We start from the raw sequence: 18,635 nt of genomic DNA on the forward strand, positions 1-18,635 counted from the left end.
TATTTACTTCATCTAGCTGATTTCGGTCTGACCTTCGGTACTGACCTAATCATCCAACCACCCATCATCTGACTTACAACTATTTATTTCTATCTATTTTTCAACCTTATTTCCATTTTATTTCAACCTTATTTCTATTTCGCAAATCTATACTTCACTACTTCAAGCTTCCAACTCCCTACTTCTAACTTTTTAATGCGCCTCACTCCAATTATCTGCTATCCCGACCCCAATTTCCATAGGTACATCCAATTCCATGGCATTCTTCATTAAATCTACTACTTTATCCTTCAGTTTTTCAATTTCATCTTTATGGGCATCGAAAATCAATTCATCATGTACCTGCATGATCATTTTCGATTTCAAATTCTCCTTTTCCATCCATTTATGAATATTGATCATGGCAATTTTAATCATATCGGCAGCACTTCCCTGAATTGGAGCATTGATGGCATTTCGTTCTGCATAACCTCTAATCGTCTGATTGCGTGAATTAATATCTCTTAACCATCTTTTTCTGCCTAGAATTGTTGTCACATATTCATTGGCCCTAGCTTCTTCTTTGATTTTTTCCATATAATCATGGACTTTAGGGAATTCCTTAAAATAGGCTTTAATGATATCCGAAGCCTCGGTTCTTGAAATATTAAGATTTTGGGCCAAGCCAAAAGCCGATATGCCATAGATGATCCCAAAATTCACCTCCTTGGCCTTTCTTCTCATGCCCGGATCTACATCTTCTAAATCCACCCCAAAGACTTTAGCAGCTGTAGTAGCATGAATATCCCTTCCATTTTTGAAAGCCTCCATCATGGCTTCATCCTGAGAAAAAGCGGCCATAATGCGCAATTCTATTTGAGAATAGTCCGCGGCCATCAACTGATAGTTTTCATCTCTTGGCACGAATGCTTTCCTAATCAATCTTCCTTTTTCGGTACGAATCGGAATATTTTGTAAATTAGGATTATTAGAGCTCAATCTACCTGTGGCAGCCACAGCCTGACGATAATCAGTATGCACTCTGCCATCTTTTTCACTTATCAATCTTGGTAATGCATCTACGTAAGTTGATTTCAATTTTTGATACTCGCGGAATTCTAAGATCTTATCTGCAATTTCATGTTCATTGGCTAGCTTAGATAAAATTTCTTCTCCGGTGGCATATTGACCTGTTTTGGTTTTCTTGGGTTTATCCACCAGTTTCATTTTATCGAATAGAATCTCTCCCAATTGTTTTGGTGAGGCGATATTGAATTCTTGACCAGCTAATTCAAAAATCTTCTCCTGCGCCTCCAAAGCTGCGGTTTCCAATTCCTTTGACATTTTAGCCAGGGCATCTTTATCAATTTTCACCCCTTCATATTCCATTTCAGCCAAAACATAGGAAAGTGGCTCTTCCACATCATGTAGCAGACTTTCAAGTTTATTTTCTTTGATTTCTTTTTCTAAAATATGCTTTAATTGTAAGGTAATGTCGGCATCTTCTCCTGCATATTCCACCACATCGGCTACAGGAACATCCCGCATATTACCTTGTTTCACTCCTTTCTTACCTATCAAATCTGTAATGGAAACAGGACTGTAGTTCAAGTAATTCTCTGCCATCACATCCATATTATGACGGGTTTCAGGATCGAGGAGATAATGTGCCAACATGGTGTCAAACATTTTTCCTTTTACCCTAATGCCATAATTACGCATCACCTGAATATCATACTTTAGATTTTGCCCTATTTTAGTGATGTCTTCATTTTCCAATACATCCTTAAATTCATCTGCTATCTTCTGAGCTTCTTGTTGATCGGCTGGAAAAGGAACATAATAAGCCTCTCCCGCTACATAAGAAAAAGCTAAACCTACTAATTCCGCATCGGTGGGTTCCAAATCAGTGGTTTCCGTATCAAAACAGAACTCATCCTGAATAGATAAATAGGTGATTAAATCTTCTCTTAATGCGGGAGTGTCAATCAAATGATATTGATGAACTGTATTGGCCAATGTCCTTCTTTCTTCTGGTTCCTCATCTTTCTGCGCTGCCTCTTCTGGGGTATCCGTAAACATGGACATTTGAGCTGGATCAACTTTAGCAGATGATTTTGAGGCGGTTGCTGGTTCTTCCCCCAAAACCCTTTTCATAATGGTTCTGAATTCCAGTTCTTCAAATAACTCCTTTAAAGCCTCCTCGTTAGGGTCGTCAAGGGTTAATTTATCAGGCTCGTAAGCCAATGGGACATCAATTTTGATAGTGGCCAATTTTTTAGAAAGCAAGGCCTGTTCTTTATTAGCCTCCACTTTTTCTTTCATCTTCCCTTTTAATTCATCAGTATGTTCCAATAAACCTTCTACTGAGCCATATTGCTTCAAGAATTTAATAGCCGTTTTAGCACCAACTCCAGGAATTCCAGGGATGTTATCCACTGCATCTCCCTGTAAACCCAAAATATCAATTACTTGCTCAACTCTATCAATATCAAATTTCTTTTTAACTTCTTCAATCCCTAAAACATCTACTCCATTGCCCATGAAAGCAGGTTTGTAAAGGAAAACATTATCCGTTACCAATTGCGCATAATCCTTATCGGGTGTCATCATATAAACTTTGAAACCATCCTCTCCTGCTTGTTTGGCAATGGTTCCTATGATGTCATCTGCTTCGTAACCATCCAAAATCAAAACCGGAATATTAAAAGCTTCCACTATTTTTTTCACATAGGGGATAGCAACCCTAATATCTTCAGGTTGTTCTTCTCTTTGCGCTTTATATTCTGGAAATTCCTCATGCCGGAAAGTGGGAGCAGAAGTATCAAAGGCAACGCCTATATGAGTTGGTTTTTCTTTTTTCAGGATTTCTAAAAGGCTATTGGTAAAACCTAAAGCTGCGCCAGTATTCATTCCTTTAGAGTTGATTCTTGGAGTTTTGCTAAAGGCAAAATGGGCACGATAAATAAGTGCCATGGCATCGAGAAGAAATAATTTTTTATCTGATTCTGGTATATTGCTCATTTGAAATTTGATTCTGGAGTTAAACAGATTTTAAAGTTAGAAAATTGTGGCTCGAAAAGGAATGTCAAACAAAGAATTCCATGAATTTTAATGATTCTTCATTCAGTTTAATGGAGAAGGAGATATTTGATACCAATAAAATATATTAACAGGTTCTTCCTTAATTAAACTTAAGGCACTTTGGATTAAGTTCTTTTTCTGTAGTCTTAAATTCAAGACTGTATTCATTTCTAAACGCTAACTATAATACTATATCTATGATAGTATCATTTTATTCAATTTAATTTTCCTTTTAGAATTACTTCTTCCAAACTCCTTAAATGCTGAATATCTTCCAATGGATTTTCTTTTAAAATGATAATATCGGCTACTTTTCCTTTTTCCAAGCTTCCATATTGGTTTTCCATCCCAAAAAAAGCGGGCCCGTAAATCATGGAAGTTTTCATGGCTTCGGCAGGACTTAAACCTGCTTCCGTTAAACTAAATAATTCACCCCAAAGAGATTCACCAGGATAAACAAAGGAATTAAATGGGCCACAATCAGAACCTGCAAAAATAGGAACACCGGCTTCGAACATTGGTCCAATCATTTCCTTAGCTAAGTTTGAGACTTTTTCACGCATCTGACTACCGGATGACTTGGCTCTTTTGGCCGCTTCAACTCTTCTTTCATAAGTTTTTTGTATGCCCACTCCTATTTCACTTAATAAAGTATCAGCACTGTGATCTTCATCTGCTAATTGGGAGAGTACTTTTCCAATGTATAAAGTGGGTGTAATATAAACTTGTTTTTGAGCCAACTCAGCAAATAATTTATTTGCCATTTGCTCATCATAGGTATCCGTGATAGTTTCCATCATGCCATAACCCAAGCCTAGTTCCGTCAGACTATCTGCTTTAGGAGAACACCCTTTCATGATGTAATACATATGCTCACTTCCATCCATGCCGAAATCAACAGCTTTCTTAAAATCAGCAGACATAGGCATGTGACCGGTTACTTTCATACCTCTTTTTTCTGTTGCTTCAATGATAGCATAAAAATTTTCTGCACTTAGGCTACCATCATAAATTTTCACATAATCAACACTAATTGATTCTAATGAATCCAAAGCTAATTCAATATCATTCTGGTTTTCGATTTTTATGGATCCTTCCCAAGCTGGTTTTGGCCCATCAAGCTTAGGTCCAGAAGTGAAAATTTGAGGGCCAAGTAATTCTTTTTGATTGATTTTCTTGCTCCAACCCATCACAGCTGGTGTCATGTCACCCCCAGCATCGCGGACTGTAGTTACCCCGAATTTTGGGAATAAGCCTAAAAGATCTTGATTTTCAGCTATCAAATCTGTTCCCCCTCTAAAATGCACGTGATTATCCCATAATCCTGGCATTGCATATTTTCCTCGCAAATACAGTGATTCCTTGGAATCATAAGCTGGCATTTCTTCCATAGAACCTGTTGAGAAAATAGTATCTCCTTTAATGGCTATAAATTGGTTTTTAAGGAGTCTGTTATTTTGGACATCAACTATTGTGGTGTTGAGTAAAACTAAATCAACTGAGATTTTTTCTTTGGTTGTACAAAAAGAGAGCGTGAGTACTATGAAAATTGAATAGAATATTGTGGAGATTAATTTCATAATGATTTTACTTAAATATAATAAAATTGAAATAGGTGGGACATAATTCTTAACTGAATGAAACAATGACCATCACAAATCAAATTCAGTCAAAATAACTTCTTGACAATAAGCTTCTAAACAAGCTTTTGAAGTATCTTCCTTTATTGTGTAACCAATTGTTAAAAATACAGAGTCTTTCAATTCAACATCATCCAAATAGAAAATTTTATCTTGGCATTCCTCCTCATTATAATATATACCCTCATCATAAATTAAAAAGCTTTCTGAAATCAGAGAATCCGCATGGGTCATAGGATCAAAATGAAAATAATATCCTGAATCTAGAATTACTGGTTTCGCAAAATAATTATGACTACCATAATTTTTTAACACTAAGCATCCACCAGATTCATTTTTATCATATTTTTCTAGTTTATTGGATGTTTTGGAAATACTATTTTCACCACAGGCAATATTCAGTTCAGTATTTGCAGACCTCAATTCAAAGGAACCTAAAAATGAATTAGCATTTTGAATATAACCAATTGAATCCTCCTTATCAGGATAATAAACATCTCTTTTATATAAATATCCTAATTTGTAAGTGACATCCATAATCCTATGCTCCTTATTAAGCGTATCCAGTGAATTTATTCTAGCAGTATAATTACTGTTTAGTGTATCAAATTCGAAATTATTTATGATGATACCTTCTAAATTAACGTAACCCATTAAATAATTATAAAATGATTCAGCTGAATTACTTTTGCCCACAAAATAAGAGGATGAGACAAAAACCATGTCATAATGGTTAAATTGAAAGCTTCTTTCAGCCATATAATCCCCTGAATAGTTACCCTTATATTCATGTGATGTTTTATTAGGAAAAAATATTCTATAATTACTATGAGTATCATAATGATAGCTATCAAGAGTATCATAGTGCAATAGCATTGAATCAATTTTATATTCCCATCGCTTTTGCATACTTTTTAATAAGCTATGATCTGTTTCCCTGTCATACTTATCTTGCATAGCATTTTTCATTGAACGGATTTCATACAAAACATTTCGAACTTCACTCTCTGTATGACCTCTATCAATATAATCATTAAGCATTCGAGCATGGGCTTCCGTAATATTGAAATGATATTGTTCGTGTCTTAAGAGATCATTAACTCCATTTGAATCACTAGACTTATATGAACTATTAATATTACTGTAGGCAAATGCATAATTTTTATTTAACAATGAATCATATTCCAACCTGATTACGCTTAAAATACCAGCAGAAAAGCTCGAAAATGGAATTTTCATACCTTGAAAGTCATCCCATGTAAGTTGCCTCCATCTTATATATTCAGGTTCAGAAAAAAAGTTAGTTCTGACGATATTTGTAAACAATAAAATTAGAATTGATAAGATCAATATTGTGGACTTGAGTTTCATAAGATTTCAACTTTTAAAGTTCGCAAAATCTTTTTCATTACCTCAATCACTAATTCCAGCAATAATAAAAGTAGAAATACTATGAAAATAAATATTGGAGTATCTCCTGATATATCGATATCATATGATGTTTGAAAACCATCAAAAATAAAGTCTATCAAAAACTTTACTAATAGCAATATAATTAAGAATAGAATATCTAATTGAACTCTACCAAAGAATGAATTTGATTTATTATGATCATACTTATAAAGAATATGTATCCAAATAAATGATAGAAAGAAGAACATTTTTTCTATCCATTCTCTGTTATCTATAAAAAAATCTTCACTTCCATAAAGAGATATTAAACTATATATAGAACACAAGAATATTGAAATTGTGATCAGTGTATAAAAATCCTTTAACCTCAAAGATTTTAAAAATTTTAATGACCTTGATTCAGAAGGTTTATTTTCTTCCTTTTTTACTTCATTAAAATCACCTATAAAAGGAATACTTGTACTATTTCTTTCATTATAAATCTTAATAGCAGCATTTACTGCTTCGTGTCTATAATCTATTTTATTATTAATTATAGACAGTAAATCGTAATCCGTTTTATCTTTATATTTCTCTAAAAAATATTCAATCATCTAACTTGATTAGTTCTTGAATTTTTAAAGATAAAAATTCAAACTATATATATGCAGAAAAATTAATTTTAATCTTTTTTCTAAGTAAGAAAAATCAGAAAAACCCCTCCCCAGCAGCTTCCTCAGTCACTTTTTCTGCATTTTCTTTTCCTAAATAGCGATCAATCAAGAAATGAGCTACATATAATAATGGAGTGAGCAAAATGGCCAAAGCACCTTTGTATATATAATTGATGACCCCAACTGAAAGCACTTGCTCCATACTCCAGTTACCAAAAACAAAAAAAGCGATCCATAAGACTACAAAGCTATCTACCAATTGGCTGACTAAAGTAGAGCCGGTTGCCCTGAGCCAAATTTTTCCGCTTCCGGTATATTTTCTTAGATGTTGAAAAACCAATACATCTAAGAACTGCCCTATCAAGAAAGCGGTTAAGGAGCCCAAAATAATCCCTAACCCTTGTTGGAAAATTACTCCATAAGCATAATTGATATTGAATTCATTACCCTGTGGGTCGGGTGAATTGACATTTAGCCAAAACTCGGCTGGAGCTAATTTTGTAACACCATAAATCACAAAAAATGAATAAAGAATAAAAAGCGCAGTCAAAAAGCTGATTCTACGGACTCCTTTTTTACCAAAATATTCATTAATGATATCAGTAGTGATAAAAACTATAGGCCAAATGATAACTCCTGCTGTGAGATTAAAATCCAGAACGAAATCTCCAAATAGTTTGATTTGGGCTGGTGGAAAGCCCAAGGTAGCCTCAGCGGAAAAAATCTTTACTCCTAAAATTTCAGCTAATAAAGCATTAGTCAAGAAGATTCCACTTAAAACAATGAAAAGGTTTCTTTTCTTTCTATTGAGCGATCCATTTGGCTTTACAGCATCCATACTATTCCTCTATGGTAAAAACTTTTCCCTCCTCTGCTAAAGCAGTATTGGCAAATTCCTTTTGGGCTTCCTCCAATAAAGGTTGTAATTCTTTATATCGATTGGAAAAATGACCAATCAATAACTGCCCTACATTTGCTTTTTGAGCAAAAATCCCAGCCTGTTTTGCTGTGGTATGAAATGTGGCCTCCGCCCTTTCCAAATTATCGTGCAAAAATGTTCCTTCATGATAAAGTAAGTCCACATCCTTCACTAAAGGAATGATAGCTTCATTGTATTTTGTGTCCGAGCAATATGCATAGCTTCTGGATTTTTTGGCCGGTAAAGTATAATCCGTGTTTTTGAATTTTAGATTTCCCGATTCATCCAACACATCTTCTCCCTTTTTCAGAATATTAATATCTCGGACTCTTAATTCAGATACCCTTTCCTTTTTCAATCGCTTGGGTTTAGGTTTTTCTTTTATTAAAAACCCTGTGCAAGGAATTCTATGTTGAAGTGGAATAGTTTGAACAGTGATTTTAGGATGATCCAAAATCAATTCGGATTGATCTCCTTTTAACTCCTGAAAATGAATGGGATAACTTAATCTGGTATTTGCATATTTCAAATGAAGCTGAATTATTTCCGATAACCCCACAGGTCCATAAAGATATAGTGCAGTTTTTCTGCCGTTCAGGTGCATGGTGGACAATAAGCCCATTAGTCCCAAGAAATGATCCCCATGCAAATGACTAATAAAAATATGGCTTAAGCGATTTTTTCTTAAGCCATATCTTTTCATTTGCAATTGTGTAGCTTCCCCGCAATCAATCATGATTTGCATATCCTGTATGCGCAAAATCTGGGAAGTATGATGCCTCCCGTGAGCAGGAGCTGCCGAATTGGAGCCTAATATGTGAACTTCAAAAGACAAGGGGTTTTACTCGCTATCGCCTTCTTCACCTAAACCTTTTTCCAATTCATGCATGAAAACAGATTCCACTGCTTCATGTACAGTAGGTAAAATATCAAATACTTTATCTAATTGAGAGATTTTAATTAATTTCTCAGTATGCTCAGTTGGTGCTGCAATAATGAATGCTCCACCATTTTCACCTATCACTCTATTTCCTACCAATAAAGCACTCAATCCTGATGAATCGATATATTTCACATCAGACATATCGATCACCATATTTTCAACACCTTCTGCCTGCATAGTCACCAAATCAGACTTGAAGCCTGAGGCAACTGAAGAATCAAATTTCTCTTCTTTTATTTTAATTAGGGAGTATTTCTCTTCTTTATCAATTGAATATTTCATAGTCTATATTTTAAATATGCATAAGCTTTCTCGCTTACGTAAATGTAACTTCTTATTTAATACTTTTTAGGATATTTTGTTCAATGATTTCTAATACGTCATTGTAATCTCTGGGTTGGAAATTTTCACCCGTTACTTTTTCATACAATTCTATATAGCGATTAGAAATTTCTTCCACTTTCTCATCGGTCATTTCAGGAATCTTTTGTCCGTCTTTACCTTGAAAACCATTTTCTATTAACCACTCCCTTACAAATTCTTTCGACAATTGCTTTTGCTTCAATCCTTTAGCTTGATTTTCCTGATAAACATCCGCATAAAAAAAGCGAGAAGAATCTGGTGTATGGATTTCATCAATTAAATAAATTTTATCTCCTACTTTACCAAATTCATATTTTGTATCCACTAAAATCAATCCATTTTTAGCAGCAATTTCAGTCCCCCTTTGAAATAATTGTTGAGTATAACTTTCTAGTTTCTCATATTCTTCTTTGGAAACCAAACCTTGTTTTAAAATTTCTTCTCTGGAAATATCTTCATCATGTCCTTCGTGGGCTTTAGTAGTAGGCGTGATAATAGGCTCAGGCAATTTATCATTTTCCGTCAAGCCTTCGGGTAATGAAACTCCACAAACACTGCGTTTCCCATCTCTATATTCCCGCCAAGCATGTCCTGCTAAATATCCTCTTATGACCATTTCTACAGGATAAGTCTCACAATTAAAGCCAACACTCACATTAGGGTCTGGATTTGATAATAGCCAATTTGGTACTATATCCTCCGTTGCTTTTAAAGCTTTAGCGGCAATTTGATTTAGCACCTGTCCTTTGAAAGGGATAGCCCGAGGCATCACCACATCAAAAGCAGAAAGGCGATCTGTAGCCACCATGATTAATTGATCGGGCGTGGTATAAACATCCCGAACTTTACCTCTATAAAAGTTTTGCTGATTGGGCAGCTGAAAATTGGTTTCTCTAATTGCTTCCATTAGGGCAAAAATAGCTAAGTGTTTGCAGATATAAAACACTGTATTGAAAAAGAAAGAATATATCTCAAAATGAATAGATTAAGAGATATTTGCAGTCTGGAATTAACAGCATCTCAAAATTTTCAAACTTTCCCATTGTATTATCAAAAATTATTACAAACCTTTGTAATTCGATTTGAAAACAAATAACACCATAGCGCAAAATTTTACTTCATCAGCAAATACTGCTTTTGATGCTGTGGCTGTATTGCGTAGTCGCCAGACTCGCAGGTTTTTCTTTAGGGCATAGCCCTTCTCTATTTTAGGATACCCTACGTGGGAATCCAATACCCCAATTATATTCTATTATTTCATTGTAAGTGACCTAGCTGGTTTTCATTCTGCTATTCACGTTTATTTTCAATTTTTCATTCAATGGAAAAAAACAAGTTTATCATACGAATTGCTAAAGAAGCAGACCAAATTTATGCTTCAACTATTATAGAGGAAATGGCATTATCCGCTGCCAAAAGAGGGACTGGTATTGCCCGTAGATCAGTTGAATATATCGAAAAAAAGATGCTAGAGGGCAAAGCTGTGATTGCTTTGACCAAAGACATGGCCTGGGCAGGATTTTGCTATATCGAATCTTGGGATCATGAGAAATATGTTGTCAATTCGGGCTTAATCGTAGCTCCTGAGTTTAGAATGACAGGTTTGGCCAAGGCCATTAAATCTGAAATATTTCAATTGAGCAGAAAGAAATACCCTGAGGCTAAGATATTTGGCTTGACCACCGGCAGTGCTGTAATGAAAATCAACTCTTCTTTGGGCTATATCCCCGTGAGCTACTCAGATTTAACTAAAGACGAGGAGTTCTGGAAAGGCTGTCAAAGTTGTGTGAATTATGATATTCTACAATCTAAAAACAAGCAAAATTGTATTTGCACGGCTATGTTGTACACGCCTAAGCCAGAAAGCAAAGGAAAAGCGCTCAGGAAGAATTTCACCAAAAACATCAAGCTATTTGAGCGCTGGACGAGGATCAAAAAGCACGTGATGCTTAAACTCAAAAAGCATTCAGCTCTTCTGGTGAATCTGTTTTAATCTTCAAGCAAAGCACTGTAGAGACATTGACTGGGTGATTGGATAATTGGAAAACCAGCTTAAAAATAAAACAGATCTGCTTTGTCATATTAAGAGCTTAGCCAAACCTGTCAGGTTTCGAGAATTGAAAAGACTGAAATGGATGTGTTCTCCATCGCTAATATCAAGGACAAACCTGACAGGTTTCCTTAATATGTTAATCTTGAAAAAGTAGGAATAGAATTGAAATATATACATTAAAAATATAAAAAAATGAAAAAAGTTGTTTTAGCCTATAGCGGAGGATTGGATACCACCTTCTGCGGCTTATACTTATCAAAAGAATTAGGCTATGAATTACATGCCGTTTTAGTTAATACAGGAGGTTTTTCATTTGAAGAACTGAAAGCGGTTGATATAAAAGCCAAAAAATTAGGGATTGCTTCCTTCACCGTCATCGATTGCCTAGAAACTTTCTATCAGAATGTTATCCGATTTTTGGTGTTTGGTAATATTCTTAAAAACCAGACTTATCCACTGTCGGTCAGCACGGAAAGAATTGTGCAGGCGCAAGCCTTGGCTCAATATGCAAAAGAAATCGGAGCTGATGCATTAGCACACGGCAGTACGGGAGCAGGAAATGACCAGGTGAGATTTGACATGATTTTTCAAACCTTACTGCCTGATATTGAAATCATTACCCCTATCCGAGATTTGAAGTTGAGCCGAGAACAGGAAATTGATTTCCTCAAGAAGCAAGGGGTTGAAATGGACTTTGAAAAATCTAAGTATTCCATCAATAAAGGAATATGGGGAACTTCTGTTGGAGGTGCAGAGACTTTAACTTCTGATCAATATTTACCAGATGAAGCATTTCCTACTCCTATCACTAAGAAAGATGAGGAAGAAATTTCCCTGTCTTTTGAAAAAGGCGAGCTTGTTGGAATCAATGACAAGGTATTTTCTCATCCCACGGAAGCTATACAAGCATTAGAAAAAACCGCTGTACCCTTTGGTATTGGTAGAGATATTCATGTGGGCGATACCATAATCGGCATAAAGGGCAGAGTGGGTTTTGAAGCAGCTGCTGCCCTAATCATCATCAAAGCACATCATCTTTTGGAAAAACACACCCTTACCAAATGGCAAATATTCTGGAAGAATCAGCTTTCGGAATTTTATGGTAATCATTTGCATGAGGGACATTTTTTAGACCCTGTGATGCGAAATATTGAAGCCATGCTGTTGGACAGTCAGCAAAAAGTAAGCGGTAAGGTTTATGTGCAATTGAAGCCTGAACATTTCGTGCTTAAAGGAATCAAATCACCTCATGATTTGATGTCGGCAAAGTTTGGCAGCTATGGAGAAATGAACCTTGCGTGGTCCGCTGAGGATGTAAAAGGATTTACCAAAATCATAGGCAATCAAACGGCTATTTATCACCAAGTAAATAAATAAAATGGAAAAGCTAAAAATTGGAATAGTAGGAGCCGCAGGTTATGCAGGGGGTGAATTGATAAGATTATTATTGCATCATCCTAAAGCAGAGATTGATTTTGTTTTGAGCAATAGCCAAAACGGAAAAAAAGTTAAGGAGGTCCATACAGATTTAATTGGTGAGACAGACCTAGTGTTCACTCAATCACTGAAAGAAAGTGCTCAAGTCATATTCTTGGCATTACCACATGGGAGATCACAGCAATTTCTTCAAGAAAATAAAATAGCCGATGAGGTTTTGGTGATTGATTTAAGCACTGATTTTAGAGATGAAAAAGAGGATTTCGTTTATGGTTTGACTGAAGTTTTTCCTGATAAAATTAAATCTTCCAAGCGAATTGCGAATCCAGGTTGCTTTGCCACTGCCATTCAGTTGGCATTAGCTCCTGCAATCGCTCAATCTTGGATAAAACAAAGTATTCATGTAACCGGTATCACAGGGAGCACGGGAGCTGGTGTAATCCCTTCAGATACCACCCATTTTAGCTGGAGAAATCAGAATATATCCTCCTATAAGTTATTTGAACATCAGCATTTGCATGAAGTCAAGCAGACTTTCACTCAATTAGATTCAGATTTCAAGGAAGACATCCTGTTTGTGCCCTACAGAGGAAATTTCTCACGGGGGATTTTAATAACTGCCTATTTTCCTTTTAAAGGAAATCTAAAAGAAGCAAAAAAGGAATTTATAGAATATTACAAATCCTCAAGCTTTGTTCATATATCTGATGACTTAATTGATTTGAAACAAGTGGTCAATACCAACAAATGTCTATTGCATCTTGAAGTAAAATCAGGTCAGTTGATTATTACTTCCATCGTTGACAATTTACTGAAAGGAGCTGCAGGACAAGCAGTGCAAAATATGAATCTACACTTAGGCTGGGAGGAAAACCTAGGTTTACAACTAAAAGCCAACGCTTATTAAATTAAGAGAAATGCAAAATTTTATAAAATTTGAAACTCAATCCACAGCTGAAAAATTAATTCAATCAGCCCTTCAATTCAAGGAAAAGCCTTTTTTGCAAAAAGAATTGGGCAAAGACCTTAGAATAGGACTTATTTTCTTGAACCCAAGCTTGAGAACTCGAGTGAGCACCCAAATTGCAGCTAAAAATCTGGGAATGGAGGCTATTGTTTTCAATATCGACAAAGAAGGCTGGGCATTAGAGTTTGAGGAAGGCGTCATTATGAATGAAAACAAGGCAGAGCACATCAAAGAAGCGGCTGCGGTATTGGGAGGATATTTTGATATTTTGGCTATCCGAGCATTCCCTACTTTAATTAATAAAGAACAGGATATGGCTGATATGGTCATCCACCAATTTATCAAATACAGCCAAAAACCAGTGGTCAGTTTGGAAAGCTCAAGTCGCCACCCACTCCAATCTTTAGCTGATATGATCAGCATAAAAGAAACATGGAAGCAGGTTTCAAAACCAAAAGTAGTTTTAAGCTGGGCTCCTCATGTAAAAGCTTTACCTCATGCAGTTCCCAATTCCTTTGCAGAATGGGCTTTGGGTCTTGGGCACGATTTGACCATAACCCAACCCCAAGGCTATGAATTGGATGAGCAATTCACCAAAGGAGCTGAGATTGAATACGACCAAGAAAAAGCGGTGGCCGATGCAGATTTTGTATATGTGAAAAATTGGAGCGGTTACCATGATTATGGAAAATTGCCAAAAGTGGAGGGCGATTGGTTATTAAAAGATCATCAGTTAAAAGAAAGTGCCAAAATTATGCATTGTCTTCCCGTGAGAAGAAACCTGGAATTGGTAGATGAACTTTTGGATGGCAATAAAAGTCTGGTGCCTTTGCAAGCTGAAAATAGAATTTACGCGGCCCAAGCAGTGCTTTTTGAAATCATTTCTCAAATCAAAACCTAAGATGCGAAGTGACACATCAATGCTATTACGTTAAGGAAATTTCCTTAACGAGTTTTTCGCTAAAGCGAAAAACCTTTTGTTTTCTTTTGCTCTTTTGTGGTGGGAGTTTGCTAAGGTTGGTTCAGATTAACAAATATTATTTTTTAACCACAAGAGATACAATAGAACATAAAGGAAAATAACCAAGGTTATTTCTTTAGGATTAAAGTTAACTAAGTGGCTTCTATCTCTCAAGTTGGTGGCACACCAACCAGAATAAAGTAGGACTGTCAGCAAATTAAATAAGAATGAAAAAGGAAATCATAAACATCATCAAAATTGGAGGCAAAACCATTGATAATGAAGAAGCTTTGGCTCAGTTTATCAAATCCTTTTCCAGAATATCAGGCAAAAAGATATTGGTACATGGTGGAGGTATTTTAGCCAATCAAATAGGCGAAAAAATGGGTATTAAACCAAATTTTCATGAAGGCAGAAGAATTACCGATTCCGAAACACTGGATTTAATCACCATGGTTTATGGCGGATTGGTCAATAAAAAGATAGTGGCCAAGCTGCAAGCTCAGAATGTACATGCTATAGGCTTAAGCGGTGCTGACGGAAACTTAATAAAGGCTCAGAAAAGAAGTGTGAAAGAAGTGGATTATGGTTTTGCAGGGGATATAGAAAAAGTGGATACAGCTTTACTGCAAAACTTAATTTCTCAGAATTTAACGCCTGTTATTTGTCCAATTACCCATGACCAAAAAGGGCAATTGCTCAATACTAATGGTGATACTATTGCTAAGGAAATTGCCTGTGCCTTGCAAGTCCATTTTGAAGTGAATCTATGGCTATGCTTTGATAAAAAAGGGGTTTTATTGAATGTAAATGATGAAGAATCAATTATTCAACAACTAAACCCGAAAACTTATGCTGAGCTATTGGATAAATCCCTGATTCATGATGGCATGAAACCCAAATTAGAAAATGCTTTTCAGGCATTGAAATCAGGAGTCTCAAAAATCAGAATTGGATCAGCTGATGATATTGATATTACGATCAATGAAGAAAATACGGGAACTTTTATCTGTGCATAATGGAAAATACTAATCTCAATAATGTGAAAACAAAAGCTATTGATTTATTAAAAGAATTGATAGCCATTCCTTCATTTAGCAAAGAGGAGCATGAAACTGCCAATTCAATCGGTAATTTTCTGAAACATCAAGGCATAGAATTCATGAGAATGGGAAATAACATCATTGGCTACAACCTCCATTTTGATGAGAAAAAGCCTTCCATCTTACTTAATTCTCATCATGATACGGTCAAGCCCAATTCCAGCTATACCAAAAATCCATTTGAACCCATTGAACAAAATGGAAAACTGTATGGGTTAGGGAGTAATGATGCCGGAGCTTCTTTAGTGAGTTTATTGGCGACTTTTCTACATTTTTATAAAGAAGAAACCCCATACAATCTCATTTTAGTCGCTTCCGCAGAAGAAGAAATAAGTGGGAAAAATGGAATAAAAAGTGTTTTAGAGCATATTCCTAGCTGCGAGTTGGCGATAGTAGGTGAACCTACTCAAATGAAATTAGCTGTTGCGGAAAAAGGCTTGCTAGTGATTGATGCAGTTGCTAAAGGGAAAGCAGGACATGCCGCAAGAAATGAAGGGGAAAATGCCATCTACAATGCCATGGAAGATATTTTGAAAATCAAGGATTTTAAATTCAAAAAATCTTCCAATTATTTAGGGGAGAATAAAGTGAGTGCCACCATCATAAAGGCTGGTCAACAGCATAATGTTGTGCCTGATAGTTGTGAATTCACCTTGGATGTCCGAGTGACGGATGCTTACTCTTTGGAAGAAGTTTTCGAGGAATTACAAAGCCAATTGAATGCTAAGCTTATTGCCCGATCATTCCGATTGCAAAGCTCCTTTCTTCCTGAAAACCACAAAATGATGGAGGTAGCTCTTGCATTGGGATTGGAAAAATTCGGAAGTCCAACTTTATCGGATCAAGCACTGATTCCATTTGATTCGGTAAAAATAGGACCAGGAAAATCTGCTCGGTCACATTCAGCCGATGAATTTATTGAATTGAAAGAAATAGAAGAAGGCATTGAGATTTATATCCAAATGCTGGAAAAATATATGAACCATCAAATTATTGCAAAATGAAAATCTGGCAAAAAAATACAGACTCCTCTAAAGAAATAGAGCAATTTACCATAGGTAAAGATACTGAATTTGATGTATTATTGGCTCCTTATGATATTTTAGGCTCAATAGCTCATCTCAAAATGTTGGCAAAAATCGATTTGATATCTGAGGAAGAGCTGGAGGCTTTATCAAAAGAATTGAAAGTCATTTATCAGGAAATTAAAGAAGGCAAATTCCAAATTCAGGAAGGTGTTGAAGATGTCCACAGCCAAATTGAGTTTTTGCTGATCGAAAGATTGGGAGATGTGGGCAAGAAAATCCACAGTGGACGATCCAGAAATGATCAAGTTTTGGTGGATTTAAAACTATTTTACCGTGATAGGGTCAAGGAAATTGTAGAGACTAGCCAACAATTATTTGATCTACTCCTCCACTTAGCTGAAAAACATAAAGATGATTTAATGCCAGGCTATACACATACTCAATTGGCGATGCCCTCCTCTTTTGGTTTATGGCTGAGCAGCTTTGCCGAATCACTGACGGAGGATATGGACATGCTTTATGCCGCATATCAAATCATCAATAAAAATCCATTGGGATCTGCTGCAGGTTATGGTTCTTCCTTTCCATTGGATAGAACTTATACCACGGAATTATTGGGTTTTGAAGACATGCACCATAATGTGATCAATGCACAAAATAGCAGAGGAAAAACGGAAAAAACTTTGGGTTTTGCCTTAAGTGGAATAGGCAGTACATTGAATAGAATGGCATCGGATATTTGCCTTTTTATGAACCAGCATTTTGGATTTATCAGCTTCCCTGATGAATTTACGACTGGAAGCAGCATCATGCCGCACAAAAAAAATCCGGATGTTTTTGAATTGGTAAGAGCTAAAAGCAATCAACTACATTCTATTCCGAATGCTATTATCTTAAATGATACCAATTTGACTACGGGCTACCACCGTGATAAGCAGTTGCTGAAGGAATACATTTTCCCAGGAATTCAAACCACTATGGAATGCCTGAACATCACTCATTTTATGCTAAAGGAAATTAAGGTTAAGGAAAATATATTGGAAGATGATAAATACCAACATCTGTTTAGTGTGGAAGAAGTAAACAGACTGGTGAAAAGCGGAGTTTCTTTTCGAGATGCTTATAAAGAAGTGGGTATAGCTATTGAAAAAGGTGATTTTAAGGCGACTACTCAATTAGATCATACTCATGAAGGAAGTATTGGGAATTTATGTCTGGAAGAAATAAAGGCTAAAATGGAGACTAAAATTAAGCGATTTGATTTTAGTAAGATAGAGGTGAGTAAATGGGAATTATTGGTTCGAAAATAATTAGATTATTTTTTCTGAGCTAAACTGATGGTCGGTGTGCCACCGACCATGGTTAGGTAGTTTATAACGAATCCACTAATTGTTGAGAATTGAAACTTTGTTTCAATTCAACTAGATTCCTGCCTGCACAGGAATGACGCACGGATTATATTAATTCAGTTAATTAGTTATTGTAGAGTTTGACTGAACGGATAATTTATATGGAATTTTTACTCAAAAGCTGAAAAAAAATATTCTTGTCTTTACAGGAATGAGGCACGGGTGATAGTTTGAAGTTTCAGTGATAGCGTATCTCACTTTAAAAAGTATTGAAAAATAAAAAGACTGCCCTGAAATTAAGGCAGTCTTAAAAATGTAATTTTCTAAATCAGCGATTATGATGCCATTTGAGCGTCAATCTTGTCAGCTAAAACTTGTTTTGGCACAGCGCCAATTTGTTTATCTACTACTTCACCTCCTTTAAATACTAGTAAAGTCGGGATGCTTCTAATTCCGAATTTAGCAGATACATTAGGGTTTTCGTCAACGTTAACTTTTCCGATAACCGCTTTGCCGTCATAATCTCCTGCTAGTTCTTCCACTAATGGGCCGATCATTTTACAAGGTCCACACCACTCTGCCCAAAAATCAACCAAAACCGGCTGATCTGATTTTAATATTTCTTCAAAATTGCTGTCAGTTATTTCTACAGTACTTGCCATCTTATTTTCTATTTAATTAAATTCTTATTTTGTGTTTGAAAACGTAAAGATAGAAAAAATTGTTGCTACACACATTTCTAT

16 protein-coding genes are annotated in these 18,635 nt (G+C 35.7%); 7 read left to right on the forward strand and 9 right to left on the reverse strand.

Annotation, left to right across the window (positions count from 1 at the left end; genetic code table 11):
• Nucleotides 1–192 precede the first annotated feature (192 nt).
• From polA to ACFE0M_RS02695, 8 genes are all read right to left on the reverse strand, one after another.
• Entirely contained in the window at nt 193–3,003 is a 2,811-nt protein-coding gene (gene polA / locus ACFE0M_RS02660) for a DNA polymerase I (protein ID WP_434544187.1), read from the reverse strand.
• A 275-nt stretch (nt 3,004–3,278) separates the two neighbouring features.
• Nucleotides 3,279–4,643: an amidohydrolase family protein gene (locus tag ACFE0M_RS02665; protein ID WP_434544188.1), complete on the reverse strand. Its 1,365-nt coding sequence runs from the start codon at nt 4,641–4,643 to the stop codon at nt 3,279–3,281.
• 72 nt (nt 4,644–4,715) lie between these two features.
• Nucleotides 4,716–6,074 carry a hypothetical protein gene (locus ACFE0M_RS02670; RefSeq protein ID WP_434544190.1) on the reverse strand — a complete coding sequence of 453 codons (1,359 nt, stop codon included), beginning with the start codon at nt 6,072–6,074 and terminating at the stop codon, nt 4,716–4,718.
• Nucleotides 6,071–6,709: a hypothetical protein gene (locus ACFE0M_RS02675; RefSeq protein WP_434544191.1), complete on the reverse strand. Its 639-nt coding sequence runs from the start codon at nt 6,707–6,709 to the stop codon at nt 6,071–6,073. Before ACFE0M_RS02675 ends, ACFE0M_RS02670 begins: the two co-directional genes overlap by 4 nt.
• 94 nt (nt 6,710–6,803) lie before the next feature.
• On the reverse strand, nt 6,804–7,607 hold the full coding sequence (locus tag ACFE0M_RS02680) for a queuosine precursor transporter (protein ID WP_434544192.1): 804 nt from the start codon (nt 7,605–7,607) through the stop codon (nt 6,804–6,806).
• A gap of 1 nt (nt 7,608) precedes the next feature.
• Nucleotides 7,609–8,523, reverse strand: coding sequence for a ribonuclease Z (locus ACFE0M_RS02685; RefSeq protein WP_434544193.1), 915 nt, complete (start codon nt 8,521–8,523; stop codon nt 7,609–7,611).
• Between the two features lie 6 nt (nt 8,524–8,529).
• The gene (locus ACFE0M_RS02690) at nt 8,530–8,913 is read right to left on the reverse strand and encodes an STAS domain-containing protein (RefSeq protein ID WP_434544194.1); all 384 of its coding nucleotides are present in this window, start codon (nt 8,911–8,913) and stop codon (nt 8,530–8,532) included.
• A gap of 52 nt (nt 8,914–8,965) precedes the next feature.
• Nucleotides 8,966–9,901, reverse strand: coding sequence for a phosphoribosylaminoimidazolesuccinocarboxamide synthase (locus tag ACFE0M_RS02695; RefSeq protein WP_434544195.1), 936 nt, complete (start codon nt 9,899–9,901; stop codon nt 8,966–8,968).
• Nucleotides 9,902–10,315: 414 nt separating this feature from the next.
• On the opposite strand from ACFE0M_RS02695, the gene ACFE0M_RS02700 reads away from it, so the two are divergent.
• The 7 genes from ACFE0M_RS02700 to argH all read left to right on the forward strand — a co-directional run bounded on the left by ACFE0M_RS02700 (nt 10,316) and on the right by argH (nt 17,853).
• The gene (locus tag ACFE0M_RS02700; RefSeq protein ID WP_434544196.1) at nt 10,316–10,987 is read left to right on the forward strand and encodes a GNAT family N-acetyltransferase; all 672 of its coding nucleotides are present in this window, start codon (nt 10,316–10,318) and stop codon (nt 10,985–10,987) included.
• Between the two features lie 252 nt (nt 10,988–11,239).
• A complete protein-coding gene (argG, locus tag ACFE0M_RS02705; protein ID WP_434544197.1) occupies nt 11,240–12,424 on the forward strand; it encodes an argininosuccinate synthase in 1,185 nt (394 codons plus the stop codon).
• A 1-nt stretch (nt 12,425) separates the two neighbouring features.
• Nucleotides 12,426–13,391 carry an N-acetyl-gamma-glutamyl-phosphate reductase gene (argC, locus tag ACFE0M_RS02710; RefSeq protein ID WP_434544198.1) on the forward strand — a complete coding sequence of 322 codons (966 nt, stop codon included), beginning with the start codon at nt 12,426–12,428 and terminating at the stop codon, nt 13,389–13,391.
• 10 nt (nt 13,392–13,401) lie between these two features.
• A complete protein-coding gene (locus ACFE0M_RS02715) occupies nt 13,402–14,352 on the forward strand; it encodes an acetylornithine carbamoyltransferase (RefSeq protein ID WP_434544199.1) in 951 nt (316 codons plus the stop codon).
• 287 nt (nt 14,353–14,639) lie between these two features.
• On the forward strand, nt 14,640–15,431 hold the full coding sequence (gene argB, locus ACFE0M_RS02720; protein ID WP_434544200.1) for an acetylglutamate kinase: 792 nt from the start codon (nt 14,640–14,642) through the stop codon (nt 15,429–15,431).
• Entirely contained in the window at nt 15,431–16,519 is a 1,089-nt protein-coding gene (locus tag ACFE0M_RS02725) for a M20 family metallo-hydrolase (RefSeq protein WP_434544201.1), read from the forward strand. The genes argB and ACFE0M_RS02725 overlap by 1 nt, the downstream gene beginning before the upstream one ends.
• Nucleotides 16,516–17,853 (forward strand): argininosuccinate lyase, encoded by a 1,338-nt coding sequence (gene argH / locus ACFE0M_RS02730; protein WP_434544202.1) that lies wholly within the window; start codon nt 16,516–16,518, stop codon nt 17,851–17,853. The genes ACFE0M_RS02725 and argH overlap by 4 nt, the downstream gene beginning before the upstream one ends.
• A gap of 374 nt (nt 17,854–18,227) precedes the next feature.
• Here argH and trxA read toward each other — a convergent pair whose 3' ends face one another.
• Nucleotides 18,228–18,554, reverse strand: coding sequence for a thioredoxin (gene trxA / locus ACFE0M_RS02735; protein ID WP_434544203.1), 327 nt, complete (start codon nt 18,552–18,554; stop codon nt 18,228–18,230).
• Nucleotides 18,555–18,635: the final 81 nt, after the last annotated feature.

Source organism: Marivirga sp. (assembly GCF_051117495.1).
Classification (GTDB): domain Bacteria; phylum Bacteroidota; class Bacteroidia; order Cytophagales; family Cyclobacteriaceae; genus Marivirga.